Annotated in this window: 18 protein-coding genes; 3 read left to right on the top strand and 15 right to left on the bottom strand. The window is 58.7% G+C overall.

Features of this window, described 5'->3' with window-relative positions; all coding sequences use genetic code 11:
• The first annotated feature begins 92 nt into the window (after nucleotides 1-92).
• The 3 genes from D9597_RS20565 (at nucleotide 93) to yjdP (ending at nucleotide 3,500) form a co-directional block, all read left to right on the top strand.
• On the top strand, nucleotides 93-2,357 hold the full coding sequence (locus tag D9597_RS20565; RefSeq protein WP_130224333.1) for a hybrid sensor histidine kinase/response regulator: 2,265 nt from the start codon (nucleotides 93-95) through the stop codon (nucleotides 2,355-2,357).
• 112 nt (nucleotides 2,358-2,469) lie between these two features.
• Nucleotides 2,470-3,102: a GNAT family N-acetyltransferase gene (locus D9597_RS20570; protein WP_130206094.1), complete on the top strand. Its 633-nt coding sequence runs from the start codon at nucleotides 2,470-2,472 to the stop codon at nucleotides 3,100-3,102.
• 68 nt (nucleotides 3,103-3,170) lie between these two features.
• Complete coding sequence (gene yjdP, locus D9597_RS20575; RefSeq protein WP_130215636.1) at nucleotides 3,171-3,500, top strand: DDRRRQL repeat protein YjdP; 330 nt, start codon at nucleotides 3,171-3,173, stop codon at nucleotides 3,498-3,500.
• A gap of 29 nt (nucleotides 3,501-3,529) precedes the next feature.
• On the opposite strand, the gene phnP is transcribed toward yjdP, so the two are convergent.
• The 15 genes from phnP to yjdN all read right to left on the bottom strand — a co-directional run bounded on the left by phnP (nucleotide 3,530) and on the right by yjdN (nucleotide 14,863).
• Nucleotides 3,530-4,288: a phosphonate metabolism protein PhnP gene (gene phnP, locus D9597_RS20580; protein WP_130224335.1), complete on the bottom strand. Its 759-nt coding sequence runs from the start codon at nucleotides 4,286-4,288 to the stop codon at nucleotides 3,530-3,532.
• A gap of 1 nt (nucleotide 4,289) precedes the next feature.
• Complete coding sequence (gene phnO, locus D9597_RS20585; protein ID WP_001110490.1) at nucleotides 4,290-4,724, bottom strand: aminoalkylphosphonate N-acetyltransferase; 435 nt, start codon at nucleotides 4,722-4,724, stop codon at nucleotides 4,290-4,292.
• Nucleotides 4,711-5,268: a ribose 1,5-bisphosphokinase gene (phnN, locus tag D9597_RS20590; protein WP_130224337.1), complete on the bottom strand. Its 558-nt coding sequence runs from the start codon at nucleotides 5,266-5,268 to the stop codon at nucleotides 4,711-4,713. The genes phnO and phnN overlap by 14 nt, the downstream gene beginning before the upstream one ends.
• Nucleotides 5,268-6,404: an alpha-D-ribose 1-methylphosphonate 5-triphosphate diphosphatase gene (phnM, locus tag D9597_RS20595; protein ID WP_130224339.1), complete on the bottom strand. Its 1,137-nt coding sequence runs from the start codon at nucleotides 6,402-6,404 to the stop codon at nucleotides 5,268-5,270. The genes phnN and phnM overlap by 1 nt, the downstream gene beginning before the upstream one ends.
• Complete coding sequence (phnL, locus tag D9597_RS20600) at nucleotides 6,401-7,081, bottom strand: phosphonate C-P lyase system protein PhnL (protein ID WP_130224341.1); 681 nt, start codon at nucleotides 7,079-7,081, stop codon at nucleotides 6,401-6,403. The genes phnM and phnL overlap by 4 nt, the downstream gene beginning before the upstream one ends.
• A 99-nt stretch (nucleotides 7,082-7,180) precedes the next feature.
• Nucleotides 7,181-7,939, bottom strand: coding sequence for a phosphonate C-P lyase system protein PhnK (gene phnK / locus D9597_RS20605; RefSeq protein WP_097750848.1), 759 nt, complete (start codon nucleotides 7,937-7,939; stop codon nucleotides 7,181-7,183).
• The gene (phnJ, locus tag D9597_RS20610; RefSeq protein ID WP_000002284.1) at nucleotides 7,936-8,781 is read right to left on the bottom strand and encodes an alpha-D-ribose 1-methylphosphonate 5-phosphate C-P-lyase PhnJ; all 846 of its coding nucleotides are present in this window, start codon (nucleotides 8,779-8,781) and stop codon (nucleotides 7,936-7,938) included. Before phnJ ends, phnK begins: the two co-directional genes overlap by 4 nt.
• On the bottom strand, nucleotides 8,774-9,838 hold the full coding sequence (gene phnI / locus D9597_RS20615; RefSeq protein ID WP_130224343.1) for an alpha-D-ribose 1-methylphosphonate 5-triphosphate synthase subunit PhnI: 1,065 nt from the start codon (nucleotides 9,836-9,838) through the stop codon (nucleotides 8,774-8,776). The genes phnJ and phnI overlap by 8 nt, the downstream gene beginning before the upstream one ends.
• Nucleotides 9,838-10,422 carry a phosphonate C-P lyase system protein PhnH gene (phnH, locus tag D9597_RS20620; protein WP_089574897.1) on the bottom strand — a complete coding sequence of 195 codons (585 nt, stop codon included), beginning with the start codon at nucleotides 10,420-10,422 and terminating at the stop codon, nucleotides 9,838-9,840. The genes phnI and phnH overlap by 1 nt, the downstream gene beginning before the upstream one ends.
• The gene (gene phnG / locus D9597_RS20625; protein ID WP_130205889.1) at nucleotides 10,419-10,871 is read right to left on the bottom strand and encodes a phosphonate C-P lyase system protein PhnG; all 453 of its coding nucleotides are present in this window, start codon (nucleotides 10,869-10,871) and stop codon (nucleotides 10,419-10,421) included. Before phnG ends, phnH begins: the two co-directional genes overlap by 4 nt.
• Entirely contained in the window at nucleotides 10,872-11,597 is a 726-nt protein-coding gene (gene phnF, locus D9597_RS20630; protein WP_130224351.1) for a phosphonate metabolism transcriptional regulator PhnF, read from the bottom strand. It lies immediately after the preceding gene.
• 20 nt (nucleotides 11,598-11,617) lie between these two features.
• Nucleotides 11,618-12,397 carry a phosphonate ABC transporter, permease protein PhnE gene (gene phnE / locus D9597_RS20635; RefSeq protein WP_001193500.1) on the bottom strand — a complete coding sequence of 260 codons (780 nt, stop codon included), beginning with the start codon at nucleotides 12,395-12,397 and terminating at the stop codon, nucleotides 11,618-11,620.
• A gap of 60 nt (nucleotides 12,398-12,457) precedes the next feature.
• On the bottom strand, nucleotides 12,458-13,474 hold the full coding sequence (phnD, locus tag D9597_RS20640) for a phosphonate ABC transporter substrate-binding protein (protein ID WP_130224345.1): 1,017 nt from the start codon (nucleotides 13,472-13,474) through the stop codon (nucleotides 12,458-12,460).
• Between the two features lie 24 nt (nucleotides 13,475-13,498).
• Nucleotides 13,499-14,287: a phosphonate ABC transporter ATP-binding protein gene (gene phnC / locus D9597_RS20645; protein WP_130224347.1), complete on the bottom strand. Its 789-nt coding sequence runs from the start codon at nucleotides 14,285-14,287 to the stop codon at nucleotides 13,499-13,501.
• 132 nt (nucleotides 14,288-14,419) lie between these two features.
• Entirely contained in the window at nucleotides 14,420-14,863 is a 444-nt protein-coding gene (gene yjdN / locus D9597_RS20650) for a VOC family metalloprotein YjdN (RefSeq protein WP_130224349.1), read from the bottom strand.
• Between the last annotated feature and the right edge of the window lie 250 nt (nucleotides 14,864-15,113).

Below are 15,113 nucleotides of genomic sequence, written 5' to 3' on the forward strand. Positions count from 1 at the left end.
CGATATCAGCACTCCATCACAGGAAAGTAAATGCAAAATGTCAGAAGCCGTTCATATTTGTCATATTGCGATTTTTCTTTACGGAGCGTGATATGGCGCACCCCGGACGTCACTTTTTTGCCAGCGCGCGCGGGCGATTGCTGCTTTTAAATTTGCTGGTGGTGGCGGTGACGCTGATGGTCAGCGGCGTGGCGGTACTGGGCTTTCGTCATGCCAGCCAGATGCAGGAGCTGGTGCAGCAGCAAACGGTGGATGATATGACCGGCAGCCTGAATCTGGCGCGCGACACGGCAAACGTGGCGACGGCGGCGGTGCGATTGTCGCAGGTGGTGGGGGCGCTGGAATATAAAGGTGAAGCCGAGCGATTGCAGGAGACACAGCGGGCGTTAAAAATTTCGCTTGAGCAACTGGCGGACGCGCCTTTAGCACAGCAGGACGCCGGGCTGGTGACGCGAATCATCACGCGTAGTAACGAACTGCAAACCAGCGTCGGCGGAATGCTGGAGCGCGGGCAAAGGCGGCATCTGGAGCGTAACGCGCTGTTAAGTTCGCTATATCAAAACTTAAGTTATCTGCGGCATTTGCAAAAAGTCACTCACGCGGAAGATGACATTTTACTTAACGAGATGAACCGGCTGATTGTTGCTGCTATTGCCACGCCCGCGCCGCAGGCGATTATCCATCAACTGGTCGGGGTGATGTCTGTATTGCCGACCCACAGCGATACGCCATTGGTTAATACGCTACTCACTGATTTCAATGATGAACTGCGCAAGCTGGCGCCGCTTTCGGCAGCTCTCGAGCAAAGCGATCTGGCGATCAGCTGGTATATGTTCCACATCAAAGCGCTGGTGGCGATCCTCAATAGTGACATTAACCGTTATGCCGAACAGGTGGCGACGCTCTCCGGTCAGCGGGTGGCGCAAAGTTACCAGGATCTGCGCTCCGGCGAGAGGCTGATCATGATTTTCGCTCTGTTAGCGGTGGTGATCACCGCGTTTGCAGGCTGGTATATCTATCGCAATCTCGGCTCTAACCTGACGGCGATCTCCCGCGCCATGAGCCGCCTGGCGCACGGCGAAGCGGACGTCACTTTTCCGGCGTTACAACGGCGCGATGAGCTGGGTGAACTGGCGCGCGCCTTTAACGTCTTCGCCCGCAATACCGCATCACTCGATCGAACGTCACGGCTGTTGAAAGAGAAAACCACGCAGATGGAGATTGCCCAAACCGAGCGGCAGGGGCTGGAAGAGGCGCTATTGCACAGCCAGAAGTTGAAAGCGGTTGGGCAACTGACGGGAGGGCTGGCCCATGATTTTAATAATCTGTTGGCGGTGATCATTGGCAGCCTGGAGTTGGTGAACACAGACTCGCCCGACGCGCCGCGAATACAGCGGGCGCTGCAAGCCGCCGAACGTGGGGCGCTACTGACCCAACGGCTACTGGCGTTTTCCCGCAAGCAGTCCTTACACCCGCAAGCCGTTGAACTGAAAACACTGCTGGAAGAGTTAAGCGAATTAATGCGCCACTCCTTACCGACAACGCTGGCGCTGGAGATTGAAGCGCAGTCTCCGGCGTGGCCCGCGTGGATTGACGTCAGCCAGCTGGAAAACGCCATCATCAACCTGGTAGTGAACGCCCGCGATGCGATGGGAGGGCAGACGGGAATCATCAAAATTCGTACCTGGAATCAGCGCGTTACTCGCAGCAGTGGGCAGCGACAGGATATGGTGGCGCTGGAGGTCATCGATCATGGCAGCGGCATGTCGCAGGCGGTGAAAAGCCAGGTATTTGAGCCGTTCTTTACCACCAAACAGACGGGCAGTGGCAGCGGACTAGGCTTGTCGATGGTCTATGGTTTCGTGCGCCAGTCCGGCGGGCGCGTGGAAATTGAAAGCGCGCCGGGGCAGGGAACAACGGTCAGATTACAGCTTCCCCGCGCGCTGGTGGCGGAGAAAAACGTATTGCCAGCGGTGGTAGAGCAGACAGCTGTCAGCGGCGATAAACTGGTGTTAGTGCTGGAAGATGAAGCCGCGGTGCGCCAGACCATCTGCGAGCAGTTGCACCTGCTGGGCTATTTGACGCTGGAAGCGAGCAGCGGCGAACAGGCGCTGGGGCTGCTGGCGGCATCAGCAGAAATCGATATTTTTATCAGTGACTTAATGCTCCCCGGCGGCATGAGCGGCGCAGAAGTGGTCAATGCGGCCCGCAAACTTTACCCGCACCTGACGCTGCTACTCATCAGCGGCCAGGATTTACGCCCCAGCCATAACCCCGCGCTGCCCGATGTGGCGCTACTGCGCAAACCTTTTACCCGCGCGCAGCTGGCACTGGCGCTGGGGCAAATTGAGGGATGATTTTCAGAATTTATCAAGAGGCCTGAAGCAAACGTGCTGCTATTGTGAGCAATTCTGTTCTGAATGGGATATAAAAGGAATTATGCCAGTACTGACAAGAGGCGATTCACATATGATCGTGATGCCAACCACCTATAGCCCTATGACGGTTGCTCGTTCTTTTCGCGTGGTGGAAGAGATCGAGCTTTCTGGACGTCTGTTACAGGTAATTTATGACAAGCAGACGCCAAGAGCGGCCATCATTGAAGCGGACATTGAAGTTTTTGCAGGCGTGCCGCGTCATCGGGTACTTGCCGCTCTCGATCTGCAGCGTAAAAAAGAGTTCGGCAGCGATATCATTGCCGTTGAACGCTGGTGGGAAGACTCGGATCTGGTACAGGTGGAAGGTATTTGTGTCTCTCCTGGTGAGCGCGATAAGGGGCTGGCAACTCGGCTGTATGAAGCGCTAATTCTGCAATGCGGTATCACGCTAATCAGCGATTTTGATCAATATGATGGCGGGAAGATGCTCTGGCAGAAGATCGCGCGCGAGTCCGATCAGATTTCCGTGTTTGTATTAGACACTGAACAAGGGGCATTTTGGCCTTACGATGGCACGAAAGTGATCTACGATGGCGGTTGCATTCCGGAAGAGCGTATCTGGAGTATTTCACCGGATCAAAAATGTCATGGCATTGTGCTGGTGGCGGAAAATAAACAGCGAGCTAACCAGCTAATGGAAGAGTCTGCGCCTTACCGAATTTGAGATTACTCCGCTACTCCGGTCATTCACACTCAACTAACGTTAAGCCAGTCCATTGCAGAGACTGGCTTATGAAACCTTACTCCACGCTCTTTCTTTTCACCCTGCTCACGCTGTCCACCGTACCGGCCCAGGCCGATATTATCGACGACACCATTGGCAATATTCAGCAGGCGATTAACGACGCTTATAACCCTGACCGTGGGCGAGACTATGAAGATTCGCGCGACGACGGCTGGCAGCGTGAAGTGAGCGACGATCGGCGCAGACAATATGACGACCGCCACCGCCAGTTTGAAGATCGTCGCAGGCAGCTGGACGATCGCCAGCGCCAGCTTGATCAGGAGCGTCGGCAACTGGAAGATGAAGAGCGGAGAATGGAAGATGAGTATGAGCGGTGAGGGGGGCAGCGCGCACATGACCAACCCTATCATGCTACCCCAATCTCCATCCCATCAAACCCGGCCTCAAACCCTGACGGCAGCGCGTTCTCCATCAGCCACGCATCAAACTGGTGGCTGATGTGCGTCAGAATCACGCGCGGCGAGCGGATAACCTCATTCAGCGCCAGCACGGTGTTTAAATCGCAGTGATTACGCGGTGCATCCTCGCGCGGCGGGTGGCTGCAATCAATCACCATCACCTGCGGCTGATTATTGCGTAAAAATTTCAGCGTTTTTTCCGGCAGGTCTGCGGTGTCAGACAGCCACGCCACCCGGCTATGTGCCGTTTCCAGTAAATAGCCGAAAGTGAGTTTTGAGTGGTTGAGCGGCAGCGGCGTGACCTGCAACCCCTGCAAATCAAACACCACAAACGGTTCCACCGTGTGGCTGAAATCAAGCAGCCCCGGATGTTTAAACAGATCGTCGCAGCCCTGTTCATCCGGCGGGCCGTAGACCGGGATCGAATCGCCCACGCCCCAGCGCAGCGGAAACAGCCCCTGCACGTGATCCATATGGTAATGCGTCAGCAAAAACTGCTGGAACGATCCAGGCGACCAGCGATCGGCGAGATCGTGCCGCCCGGCGTCGATCAGGGTGACAGCCTCGTTAAACTTCACCACGCCGCTGCACGGCTGGCGGCGATACTGCGGCGAGCGCCGTGCTCTGGCGCAGGCCGCGCACTCGCAGCCCCATGCCGGAACGCCCTGTGCGCCTCCGGTGCCGGTGAGCGTGAGGGTCAGGCTCATGTTATAGCGCCTTGGTGAAGCGGAAGTGGCTCTGCTCGTAGCCTTCGCGCAGGTAAAAACGGTGCGCGTCGTGGCGCTTGACGTTGGTCGAAAGCTCGGTCATTTCGGCCCCGGCCTGGCGGGCTTCTTCTTCTGCCCATGCCAGCAACTTGCTGCCAACGTTCAGACCGCGCGCCTGCGGCATCACCACCAGTTCCTGAATTTCGCCGATCCAGTTGACATGATGCAGATGAAACTGCAAATGCAGGCCGATCATGCCGACAACTTCGCCATCCAGCAGCGCCAGATGGTAGCGCATATTCGGGTCGCGCAGGTTGGCGTTAAAGCCCACGCGAAACGCGTGATGGTCAAACTCCGCCTGTTTTAGCTCACAAATCAGCGCGTAAACCGCGTCGGTATCGTACTGCGTGGCCGGGCGAAGCTCACAAGCAGGCATGGTGTTTCTCCTTCTGATGGATCAGCGTCAGCAGCGTGTCGACCGACTGGCGCAGGCTGCCGTCATTGTTGAGCGTATGGCAATCCTGCGGAGTATAGCGGGCGGCGCGCGCCAGCCGGGCGTTAATTTCACTGGGGTTTTCACGGCCACGGTTTTCCAGGCGCTGGCGGAGGATCTCCGGCGAAACCTGTAAACAAATGGGCAGCAGCGCCGATTGATAGCGCGCCCGCGCCTGCGGCAAATGCGCGCGTGAGCCGTTGACTACCACGTCGAATCCAGCGTGCAGCCAGAGGTCAATCTCGATGCCGACGCCATAATACAGACCGTTAGCGTGCCAGCTTAAGGCCAACAGATTTTGCCCCGCGCGGGTAAAAAACTCCTGCTCGCTCAGGGCGATATGGTTTTCGCTTCCGGCACAGGCATCGCGCGTGATGTAGCGATGTGCCACCAGTAGCTGCGCCTGTTCCCGCTGGCGCAGCGCCGCCAGCAGGCTGTCTTTCCCGGAGCCGGAAGGCCCCATTAACCAAATCAGTTTTCCCGTCATCAGAACACCCTTTTACCCTGACGCCAGACGTGGTCGATATGAATGTGATTGTCCTTGCGATGCGCCAGCACCAGGTCGGCGCGTTTGCCCTCGCTAATCACCCCGCGATCCTGAAGATTAAGCGCCTGCGCCGGGTTTTTGGTCACCAGCTTCACCGCCTGCGGCAACGTGAAGCGGTTAGTGTCGTCGTCAGCTACGCGGAATGCCGCATCCAGCAGGCTGGCGGGGTAGTAGTCGGAAGAGAGGATATCCAGCAGGCCAAGCTGTGCCAGCTCACTTGCCGCCACGTTGCCGGAGTGCGAACCGCCGCGCACGATATTCGGCGCGCCCATCAGCACGTTCATGCCGTGCTTGCGCGAGGCTTCCGCCGCTTCAAACGTGGTGGGAAATTCGGCGATCACGCTGCCAAGCTGGTGGGATTCGGCAACGTGGGCGTGCGTGGCGTCATCGTGGCTGGCGAGGGCAATTTGTCGCGCGCGGCACAGAGCGGCGATGGATTCGCGATTCGGCTGCGACCAGCGTGCGGCGAGCGCCAGTTGCTCTTCTTCGTACTGCTGCATCTGCGCATCAGTGAGCGAGTATTTGCCCTGATAATATTCGCGATACTTCTCGCGGTTGGCGAACTGGCGCTGGCCCGGTGAGTGGTCCATCAGCGACACCAGCGTGACCGGCTCGCGCTGCACCAGTTTTTCAAACAGCGGCAGCGTAGTGTGATGCGGCAGTTCACAGCGCAGGTGCAGACGGTGCTCGGCGCGGTTGACACCGCGTTTCTGCGTCTCTTCGATGGCGTTGATCATCTTCTCCAGATTCTCCAGCCGATCGCCGCCGTCGCGCACGTCGCCAATCGCCACGGCGTCCAGTACGGTGGTGATGCCGCTCGCCACCATCAGCGCGTCGTGGCTGCTCATCGCCGAGTGGGCAGGCCAGTCAACTTTCGGGCGCGGGGTGAAGAATTTATCGAGGTTGTCGGTATGCAGCTCAATCAGCCCCGGCAGCAGCCAGCCGCCTTCGCCGTCCATCGCGTCCGGCAGGCGGCTCTGGCTTTCGGCAAAGGCGCGGATTTCGCCATCCTGTACTTCCAGCGAACCGTGTACCACCTCGTTTTCCAGCACCAGCTTAACGTTATTGATAATCATGCAGAGGCTCCCATTGGGTGCAGGCGGTCGGCGACGTCATTGCGTACGGCTTCGTCATGGAAGATGCCGACGATGGCCGCGCCACGGGCTTTGGCTTCGCGGATCAGTTCCACTACGGCGGCGCTGTTTTTGGCGTCCAGCGAGGCGGTAGGTTCGTCGAGCAGCAGAATGGGGTAGTCGACGATAAAGCCGCGGGCGATGTTGACACGCTGCTGTTCGCCGCCGGAGAAGGTGGATGGCGCAAGGTGCCACAGACGTTCCGGCACGTTCAGGCGCGTGAGCAGACGCGCGGCTTTAGCGGCGCAGGCTTCACGCGGTACGCCGATATCGAGCAGCGGCTGCATCACCACTTCCAGCGCCGAAATACGCGGGATGACGCGCAGAAACTGGCTCACCCAGCCGACGGTGGTTTTGCGGATTTCCACCACCTTGCGCGCTGGCGCGGTGACCAGGTCTACCCATTCGTCACCGTGTTTAATCTGAATTTGCCCTTCGTCGGGCAGATAGTTGGCGTACAGCGAGCGCAGCAGGGTTGATTTCCCGCTGCCGGAATGGCCGTGGAGCACCACGCATTCGCCCGCGTTGACGGTGAGTGAGGCGCGTTGTAGGACGGGCAGGCGCACGCCGTTTTGTTGGTGCAGGATGAAGGTTTTACTGACGTTTTGTACGTTAATCATTTTTCGCCTCGTGGTTCGGGTGTCGGATGTGTCTTATCCGACCTACGGGGAGCGCATTTGTAGGCCAGATAAGGCGTTTACGCCGCATCCGGCACCGGCTCAATTCTGCAAAACCGATGACACCAGCAATTGGGTATACGGATGATGCGGGTCGTCGAGCACGCGGTCGGTTAACCCACTCTCGACCACTTGCCCCTGTTTCATCACCAGCAAACGGTCCGCCAGCAGGCGGGCGACGCCTAAATCGTGGGTGACAATTACCACTGCCAGATTCAGCTCCACCACCAGACCGCGCAGCAGATCGAGCAGGCGCGCCTGTACCGACACATCCAGCCCACCGGTTGGCTCGTCCATAAACACCAGCTTCGGATGCGTCACCAGGTTGCGGGCAATCTGCAAACGTTGCTGCATGCCGCCGGAAAAGGTGGTCGGCAAGTCGTCGATCCGGTTGGCGGGAATCTCCACCTCTTCCAGCCATTTCTGCGCGGTGGCGCGAATGTCGCCGTAATGACGCGCCCCGGTTGCCATCAGCCGCTCGCCGATATTGCCGCCTGCCGAGACCTGGCGGCGCAGGCCGTCGAGCGGATGCTGATGCACCACGCCCCATTCGGTGCGCAGCAGGCGACGGCGGTCGGCTTCGCTCATGCCATAGAGGGAACGGTTCTCGTAGTAAATCTCCCCCTGTTGCGGCGTCAGGCGGGCGGAGATTGATTTCAGCAGCGTGGTCTTCCCGGAGCCGGATTCCCCGACAATGCCCAGCACTTCCCCCGGCCATAAATCAAAAGAGACATCGCTGAAGCCTTTGCCCGGCGCGTAAAGGTGAGTCAGGTTATTGACCGAAAGTAACGGTTGATTCATTGGCTTTTCGCCTCGCTCTGTTGGCGGCAATAATCGGTATCGGAGCAGACAAACATGCGGTTTCCGGCGTCATCCAGCACCACTTCATCAAGATAGCTGTGGGTCGATCCGCAGATGGCGCACGGCTCATCCCACTGCTGGACGGTGAACGGGTGATCGTCGAAATCGAGGCTTTCCACGCGGGTAAACGGCGGCACCGCATAGATGCGCTTCTCACGCCCTGCGCCGAACAGTTGCAGGGCGGGCATCATGTCCATTTTCGGGTTATCGAATTTCGGGATCGGCGATGGGTCCATTACGTAGCGCCCGTTCACCTTCACCGGGTAGGCGTAGGTGGTGGCGATATGACCGAAGCGGGCGATATCTTCATACAGCTTCACCTGCATCACGCCGTACTCCTCCAGCGCGTGCATGGTGCGGGTTTCCGTTTCGCGCGGCTCGATAAAGCGCAGCGGTTCGGGGATTGGCACCTGGAAGATAATGATTTGATCTTCGGTCAGCGGCGTTTCGGGGATGCGATGGCGCGTCTGGATAAGTGTCGCATCGTCCGTACGTTCAGTGGTGTTCACCCCGGTCACGCGCTTAAAGAAGTTACGGATCGACACGGCGTTGGTGGTGTCATCCGCGCCCTGGTCAATCACCTTCAACACGTCGCTTTCGCCAATCACGCTGGCGGTGAGCTGTATGCCGCCGGTTCCCCAGCCGTATGGCATCGGCATTTCGCGTCCGCCAAACGGCACCTGATAACCGGGGATCGCCACCGCTTTTAAGATGGCGCGGCGGATCATGCGTTTGGTCTGCTCGTCGAGGTACGCAAAGTTGTAGCCGCTCAGATTAGCCATGGTTCTGCTCCTGTTGCAGACGTTTGAGTAGCTCCAGTTCAGCCTGAAAATCGACGTAGTGCGGGAGTTTGAGGTGCGAGACAAAGCCTGCGGCTTCGACGTTGTCGGCATGCGCCAGCACGAACTCTTCATCCTGCGCCGGGCCTGTCGCGTGCTCGCCGTATTCCGGGGCTTGCAGAGCGCGGTCAATCAGCGCCATCGCCATCGCTTTGCGCTCGCTCATGCCGAACACCAGCCCGTAGCCGCGCGTGAAGTGCGGCGGCTCATCCGGCGGGTCGATAAAACCGTTGACCATTTCACACTCGGTCATCAGCAGTTCGCCGACGTTCACCGCAAATCCCAGCTCTTCCGGCACAATCGACACGTTGATATAGCCGCTGCGGATCTCGCCCGCGAACGGGTGATTGCGTCCGTAACCACGCTGGGTGGAGTAGGCCAGCGCCAGCAAATAGCCTTCGTCGCCGCGCATGAGCTGTTGCAAACGGGAGGAACGTGAACAGGGGTAAACCGGCGGCGTGCGGGTGATGTCGTCCGGCTGTGCGCCGCTATCTTTTTCAAACTTCGCCAGCCCCTGACGCGCCAGCAGGCTGAAAACGTGCGGCGACGGCTGTTGTTCGCTGTCGGCGGTGGTCAGCGTCGGCGCTTCGCCGTTCGCCAGCAGGGTGAAATCGAGCAGGCGATGGGTGTAGTCGTAGGTTGGGCCAAGCAGCTGGCCGCCGGGAATGTCTTTATAAACGGCGGAGATACGCCGTTCGAGACGCATCTCTGTGGTGTCGAGCGGCTCGCTTACCGCCAGCTTCGCCAGCGTGGTGCGGTAGGCGCGCAGCAGGAAAATCGCTTCAACGTTATCGCCGCTGGCCTGTTTCAGCGCCAGCGCCGCCAGTTCGCGGTCGGCAATGCCGCCTTCGGTCATCACGCGATCCACCGCGAGATTAAGCTGCTGTTCAATCTGGGCGACGCTCAGTTCAGGCAAATCGGTATTGCCCCGGCGTCGGCTCTCTTGCAGGGCGTGGGCGGCGTCGATCGCCTTTTCGCCCCCTTTCACGGCAACGTACATCAGCACACCTCCACATGAGTGGTTCGCGGAATAGCCAGCAGGCGCTCGCCGCAGGTCAGGATCAGGTCGATGCCGAGCGGGAACGGGTGCGGGCGCTCGGTGAGTTCGTGCAGAATGCACTCTGGCAGCTGCGGGGCGATCATCCGTTCTTCGGCAATGCCCGCGCCGGTAAGGCGCAGCATGCGCCCGCCGCTCAGGCTGGCGACCTGTAAAATCAGCGTTGCACCCGCTTCCGGCGCAACGGCGGTGCCGGTGGAAAGGGCGTTGAGCTGTTCGCTGGAAATCGCCTCATCCGTCACCGCGAAGGTCGCCTGTTCCGGTTGATTGACCAGCGGCGCGTTGGTATGAAAACGCAGGCTCTGGCTGACGATATCGTTACTTAATGGCGCGGAAAGCCACACCGGCGTGTCGTTATCAGCCAGCGTGAGCAGCACGCTGGTGGTGGCGATATTCAGCGGCTGCCAGCCGCGTTTGAGCTGATGCAGGGCGACAATCACGCCCGGCTCGCTCATGGCCTTTAACAGGCGACGAAAACTGTGCTGGGCATCCTGCACGGGAAGCATAAAAGCGGTTTCCAGGGTCATGCGTTATCTCCGCGAACCATCGTAAAGAAGTCGACCCGGCTGGCGTTCACTTCGGCCTGGCGTGCGGCAATGCGTGCCATACGGTCAGCATCCAGCGGGGCAATAAGGGTTTCTGATAAGTTTTGAAAATGGCGAGATTGCTGCATCAGCGCGTCAATTAGCGCGCAGCGTTCGGCGTGCTGTTTGTCGCGCCCCAGCACCCAGCTGTAGCCGAGCGTGCCGTCAGTCAGGCGTACGGCGGCGCGGGTCAGCGTGGCGTCGCCGGCAAAAAAACGTTCGCCGGTGCCGCCCATCCGCGCCTGAATCTGCACCAGGCCAGTTTCGGCGGCGCGGATAACGTCATAGTCGGCGGTGATGTTCAGCGCGTTCAGGCGGGCTGCCAGTTCAGCCGGTTGGCTGTGCGCCAGTACGGACATCCAGTGCTGGCGGGTCGCGGTATCTGCGTGCATTCAGTGCTCCATAGTGAATTCAATCATGTCGGCGCGCGTCAGGCTGACGGAGTACTCCGCCGGGCTGCTTTCACCGTCACGGTGGTTAAGGGTGCGCACGCACAACAGCGGCGACATATTCGGGATTTCAAGACGCTGGCACTCTTTGGCCTGGGCGCGGCGGGCGCTGATCCGCGTCTGGCTGCGGCGCAGCGCAATCCCCGTTTGCTCGCGCAGAAAATCGTGCAGCGAGCCGCTGTCGAAGCGTTGCAGCGTCGACCAGAGGGTGAGGTCCGCGAAGTAGTGGTCGATCAAACAGAGCGCGACGCCGTTGACCCGACGCAGGGTGCGCAGGTGGATGACGTTCTCCCCCTCGGTTATCCCCAGCGCGTCAGCGACGTGACCGGAGGCGGGGCGCAGCACCGACAGCAGTTTTTCGCTGGTGGGATGGCTACCCTGGTCCAGCAGGTTCTGGCTAAAACGCGCCTGGGCGTTGAGCGGATAATCGAACGGGCGCATCAGCACCAGCACGCCGACGCCCTGACGGCGTTGTACCCAGCCTTTTTCCACCAGTTGGTCGATGGCGCGGCGCAGGGTGTGGCGATTCACCTCAAAGCGCGCCGCCAGTTGCTGCTCGGCGGGAAGATAGTCGCCGCAGCGATAGTGTTGACGAAGCTCCTGCTCAAGTTTTGCGGCTATCTCCTGATAGCGTGTCGGGTAGCTGGTCGGATGTGTAGACAAGTGCATAGATATCAATGCCTCGCTAATCAGATAAAGTGCTTACGCAACCGTTGAGAGAGGAAATCCAGCAGGCTGACCGTGACGATAATCAGCACCATCAGGGCGCAGGTTTGCTGGAACTGGAAACCGCGAATCGCTTCCCACAGGGTGACGCCAATCCCGCCCGCGCCGACCATGCCGACGACGGTCGCCGAGCGGACGTTGGATTCGAAGCGATAGAGGGAGTAGGAGATCAGCAGCGGCATCACCTGTGGCAGCACGCCGTAGAGGATCTCTTCGAGCTTGTTGGCACCGGTGGCGCGAATGCCTTCCACCGGGCCGGGTTCAATCGCTTCCACCGCTTCGGAAAGCAGTTTGGAGAGCACGCCGGTGGTGTGGATAAACAGCGCCAGCACGCCAGCGAACGGGCCGAGGCCGACGGCGACCACGAACAGCATGGCGAAGACCATTTCGTTAATGGCGCGGCAGGCGTCCATCAGGCGGCGAACGGGCTGGTAAACCCACCACGGCACCAGGTTTTCAGCGCTCATCAGGCCGAAGGGGATGGAGAGAACCACCGCCAGCGCGGTGCCCCAGACGGCGATTTGCAGCGTGACGGCCATTTCGGTGAGGTAATCTTGCCACTGGCTGAAATCGGGCGGGAAGAAGTCGGCGGCGAACGTCGCCATGTTGCCGCCGTCTTTAATCAGCGTGAGCGGGGCCATTTCCGCGCCCTGCCACGAGACGACCAGCACGGCGAGAACAACGGCCCAGCTCAGAAGCGAGAACCAGCTGCGCTTGGGTGGGGCGATGGTGATGGTTTGCATGTTTGGCTCCGTTTAATGTTTTCTCCCTCTCCCTGTGGGAGAGGGGACCGATCGAGCACATTACTGCACCGCTTTACTCACCGAACTCATCGCGCTTAACGCGTTGTTCAGTCGGTCCAGGTCATCCAGCTGTGCCTGAATGGCGGTGGTTTTCGCCAGCTTGTCCTGCTCATTCAGTCCTTTATTGCCCTTAACGCCCTGCATCTCTTTAAACAGCGCGAGCTGGCGAATCGGTACCAGTTGCAGGTCGCTGGAAGCGCGGAACGGCGCCCAGCCCAGGCGCTCCAGCACCGCTTTCTCTTCCGGCGTTTTGCCGTAATTCATAAAGAAGTCGTAGATCTTGTCTTTGGTGGTTTCGGAAAGATTTTTGCGCCAGACGATCGGATCGCCTGGGATCAGCGGCGATTTCCAGATCACTTTCAGTTCTTTCAGCTTCTCCGGTGCGGAGGTTTTCAGCTTGTCGAGGTTTTCGGTGTTGTTGGTCGCCACATCCACCTGCTTGTTGGCGACGGCCAGCGCATTGGTTTCATGTCCGGCGTTGACGGTGCGCTTGAAGTCGCTGGCGGAGATATTGTTTTTGGCAAAGACGTAGTAACCGGGGACGAGGAAGCCAGAGGTGGAGTTAGGATCGCCATTGCCGAAGGTGAGATCTTTTCGCTTCGCCAGCAGATCGTTCAGGTTGTTGATCGGGCTGTCTTTGTTGACGATCAATACGCTCCAGTAACCTGGCGATCCATCCGCCGCGACCGTCTGGGCGAAGACCTGGCCGTTGGCGCGATCCACCGCTTCCATTGCCGACAGGTTGCCGTACCAGGCGATATCCACTTTGTTGAAGCGCATCCCCTGGATAATGCCCGCGTAGTCCGGGGCAAAGAAGGCGTTCACTTTCACGCCCAGCTTCTTCTCCATATCCTGTAAAAACGGCGTCCATTGCGGTTTCAGGTTTTGCTGTGATTCCGTTGAAATAATGCCGAAATTCAGCGCCTTTTCCTGCTCTTCGGCGTGTGCCGGGGTTAACAGGGTGCTGAGGCTGAACATGCTGGTGAAGGCCAGCGAGGCAATTATCTTAGCGTTCATTCGTTTTCCTCAATGATGGGGATGTCAGGCAGCTTTCGCGTTCTCTTCGACGCGGTTAATGCTGCGGTAGAGATGGTCAAAACGTTCGTTATCAAACAATTGGCTGCTGCCGTCGTAGAAGACGTGCCCCTGACGCAGGGCGACGATGCGTTCGCAGTAGCGCAGGGCGTAATCCACCTGATGCAGCGTGACGACCACGGTGATGCTGTCGTTCTGGTTGATGTCGCGCAGGGTGTCCATCACGATGCGCGCTGATTCTGGGTCCAGCGAGGCGATGGGTTCATCGGCCAGAATCACTTTCGCCTGCTGCATCAGCGCACGGGCAATCGCCACACGCTGCTGCTGTCCGCCGGATAGGGTGGAAACGCGTTGATGGGCAAAATGCACCATGCCAACGCGGGTCAGCGCCTGTAACGCGCGTTGTTTCTGCTCGCGGGTGAACCAGCTAAAACAGGTGCGCCAGAACGGCGTGCTGCCGAGCGCGCCAATCAGCACGTTTTCCAGTACGCTCAGGCGATTCACGAGGTTGAATTGTTGGAAGATGTAGCCGGTATGGGCGCGGCTTTTGCGGATATCGCGGGCCAGACGGCCTTCGCGCTGGACAGTGCGGCCCAGCAGCTCGATATGGCTACCGACAGATTTATCGCCGGTAATCAAACCGCTTAAGTGACGTAAAAGGGTGGATTTGCCGGAACCCGACGGCCCAAGCAGAGCCACCATTTCACCATGATGAATGTTCAGATCAACCGCGTGCAGCGCCTGATGCTGATTGAAGGTTTTGGCGAGCTTCTCGACACGGATAATCGTTTGCATGATGCAGCCTCCCTAAAAAAGTGGCTCCATCGTGGCGGATCATTGTGACGATTTGGTTAATTAAAAGTGACTAACAGATGAAGAGTTAACGGGAATTCGATGACAGTGCGGGAGGGCGGGCCTCCCGGCGGGTTATTGCGTTGGTTGTTGTTTGACGACATTAATCATCCACGGTACGCCAAATTTATCGGTGACTTTGCCGAAGCCATGCGCCCAGAAAGTTTCCTGCCAGTCCATTTCGATTTTTCCGTTAGCTGCAAGGTTATCAAACCAGCGTTTTCCTTCTTCGACCTGTTGTGAATCGAGTACCAGTGTAAAGCCGGAGTAGCTGGCTTTTCCTGACGGCATGGCATCGCTCATCATGATATCGCTTCCGGCAATACGCACGTTAGCATGGGCGATGGCGGTATCGGGAAATTGCATCCCGGAAGGGCAGCCTTCGGCGCTGTCCTGCGCTGATTTCGGCATTTCGCCGAAGCTGATTTTATAGAGCAGTTCCGCGCCCAATGTGCGTTGATAATAAGCAATTGCGTCGGCACAGTTACCGGCAAAAGAGAGGTAGGGACTTAACGGCATGATGGTGACCTCAGTTAAGAGAAGCCAGTTAAGTGTAGTTCGAAATTTGTACAGATGAGAGGGAAGCCTGATAAGACGCGCGAGCGTCGCATCAGGCATCTGGCACCGTTGCCGGATGCGGCGTAAACGCCTTATCCGGCCTACGGAGGGTGCGGGAATTTGTAGGCCTGATAAGACGCGCGAGCGTCGCATCAGGCATCTGGCACCGTTGCCGGATGTGGCGTAAACGCCTTATCCGGCCTACGGAGGG

The organism is Escherichia sp. E13S3, assembly GCF_004212325.1.
GTDB lineage: Bacteria > Pseudomonadota > Gammaproteobacteria > Enterobacterales > Enterobacteriaceae > Escherichia.

Coding starts and splice junctions, on each gene's coding strand:
- phnO (WP_001110490.1), bottom strand. CDS start 4,724: ATGCCTGCTTGTGAGCTTCGCCCGGCCACGCAGTACGATACCGACGCG.
- phnJ (WP_000002284.1), bottom strand. CDS start 8,781: ATGGCTAATCTGAGCGGCTACAACTTTGCGTACCTCGACGAGCAGACC.
- phnM (WP_130224339.1), bottom strand. CDS start 6,404: ATGATTATCAATAACGTTAAGCTGGTGCTGGAAAACGAGGTGGTACAC.
- phnI (WP_130224343.1), bottom strand. CDS start 9,838: ATGTACGTTGCCGTGAAAGGGGGCGAAAAGGCGATCGACGCCGCCCAC.
- phnN (WP_130224337.1), bottom strand. CDS start 5,268: ATGACGGGAAAACTGATTTGGTTAATGGGGCCTTCCGGCTCCGGGAAA.
- phnP (WP_130224335.1), bottom strand. CDS start 4,288: ATGAGCCTGACCCTCACGCTCACCGGCACCGGAGGCGCACAGGGCGTT.
- phnE (WP_001193500.1), bottom strand. CDS start 12,397: ATGCAAACCATCACCATCGCCCCACCCAAGCGCAGCTGGTTCTCGCTT.
- phnC (WP_130224347.1), bottom strand. CDS start 14,287: ATGCAAACGATTATCCGTGTCGAGAAGCTCGCCAAAACCTTCAATCAG.
- D9597_RS20570 (WP_130206094.1), top strand. CDS start 2,470: ATGATCGTGATGCCAACCACCTATAGCCCTATGACGGTTGCTCGTTCT.
- yjdN (WP_130224349.1), bottom strand. CDS start 14,863: ATGCCGTTAAGTCCCTACCTCTCTTTTGCCGGTAACTGTGCCGACGCA.
- phnG (WP_130205889.1), bottom strand. CDS start 10,871: ATGCACGCAGATACCGCGACCCGCCAGCACTGGATGTCCGTACTGGCG.
- phnF (WP_130224351.1), bottom strand. CDS start 11,597: ATGCACTTGTCTACACATCCGACCAGCTACCCGACACGCTATCAGGAG.
- yjdP (WP_130215636.1), top strand. CDS start 3,171: ATGAAACCTTACTCCACGCTCTTTCTTTTCACCCTGCTCACGCTGTCC.
- phnH (WP_089574897.1), bottom strand. CDS start 10,422: ATGACCCTGGAAACCGCTTTTATGCTTCCCGTGCAGGATGCCCAGCAC.
- phnK (WP_097750848.1), bottom strand. CDS start 7,939: ATGAATCAACCGTTACTTTCGGTCAATAACCTGACTCACCTTTACGCG.
- phnL (WP_130224341.1), bottom strand. CDS start 7,081: ATGATTAACGTACAAAACGTCAGTAAAACCTTCATCCTGCACCAACAA.
- phnD (WP_130224345.1), bottom strand. CDS start 13,474: ATGAACGCTAAGATAATTGCCTCGCTGGCCTTCACCAGCATGTTCAGC.
- D9597_RS20565 (WP_130224333.1), top strand. CDS start 93: ATGGCGCACCCCGGACGTCACTTTTTTGCCAGCGCGCGCGGGCGATTG.